Source organism: Hyphomonas chukchiensis, from assembly GCF_000682695.1.
Taxonomy (GTDB): domain Bacteria; phylum Pseudomonadota; class Alphaproteobacteria; order Caulobacterales; family Hyphomonadaceae; genus Hyphomonas; species Hyphomonas chukchiensis.
This window is the reverse complement of the sequence record NZ_AWFG01000077.1, coordinates 1-1,153: the sequence shown is the minus strand read 5'-3', so window position 1 is coordinate 1,153 and position 1,153 is coordinate 1. Positions and strand designations below refer to the sequence as shown.

Annotated in this window: 1 protein-coding gene; it reads right to left on the bottom strand. The window is 61.8% G+C overall.

The features are described 5' to 3' along the window. Positions 1 to 26: 26 nt before the first annotated feature. Positions 27 to 1,153 (bottom strand): IS3 family transposase gene (locus HY30_RS17465; protein ID WP_422120003.1). Its coding sequence is split into 2 segments (ribosomal slippage), with 1,128 coding nucleotides annotated over them: positions 27 to 928 and positions 928 to 1,153; the frame shifts between segments, so codons are not numbered across the junction. This gene is flagged as partial in the annotation.

The following is a 1,153-nucleotide window of genomic DNA, read 5'->3' as shown; positions in this document are numbered from 1 at the left end:
TGACCTGAGCCCTTTGGCTCCCTCATTCATTTTGAGAGTCTGGCCCTTTCATAGTCCATGGTTAGAAGTGTGGCGAGCGCGTCGGGAGCGGAGCTCCCCACATGCACGAGCGACCGACGCGCTGCGGGCGTCAGCCCGCCCAGGGATGAGTGAGGCCGGTGGTGATTGTAGTCGTGTCGCCAGCGCCCGAGGATCTTGCGGGCATGGGTCAGGCTGTCGAACACTTCTTCGTTCAGGCATTCGTCTCTGAGCTTCCCGTTGAAGCTCTCGACGAAGCCATTCTGCTGCGGCTTGCCCGGCGCGATATAGTGCCAGGCGATGCCGGTCTGGTTCTGCCATTCGAGGATGGCGCGACTGGTCAGCTCCGTCCCGTTGTCCGAGACAATGGTTTCTGGCCTGCCGTAGAGCCGGATGCAGCGATCCAGTTCGCGGGCCACGCGGGCACCAGACAGCGATGTGTCTGCCACCAGTGCAAGGCATTCGCGGGTATAGTCATCGATCACGTTCAGCATCCTGAACCGACGTGCTGGTCCGAAGACATCGGACACGAAGTCGAGGCTCCAGCGCTGCGACGGGCCGTCTGGCACGGGCATCGGCTCGCGCGTTCCAGTAGCACGCTTGCGGCCACGCCTGCGTTTTACCGCCAGGCCTTCCTCCTTGTAGAGACGCCTCAGTTTCTTGTGATTCATCACGATGCCCTCCCGCTCGAGCATGATGCCGATGCGCCGATAGCCGAACCGGCGGCGCGTTGCCGCGATCTCTCGCATGCATTTGCGGATCTCCGGATTGTCCGGTTCCGGCTCACGCCTGACAGTTTTCGGATCGACGCTGACCAGTCGGCAGGCGCGGCGCTGGGAGATGTCGTATTTATCGATCACCTTGAGCGCCGCATCCCGCTTCAACTGGGGCGTCGTCAGGGCTTTCCCAGCAGGTCTTTCAGGATCGAGTTGTCGAGCATGCTGTCGGCCAGAAGCCGCTTCAACCGAGCGTTCTCGGTTTCCAGCGTCTTCAGCTTGCGGGCATCCGAGACATCCATCCCGCCATACTTCGCCTTCCACTTGTAGAAGGTCGCCGAGCTGATCCCGTGACGCCGGCACACGTCTGCCGTTGCCATGCCACGCTCCTGCTCTGCCAGGATCGCGATGATCTGTTC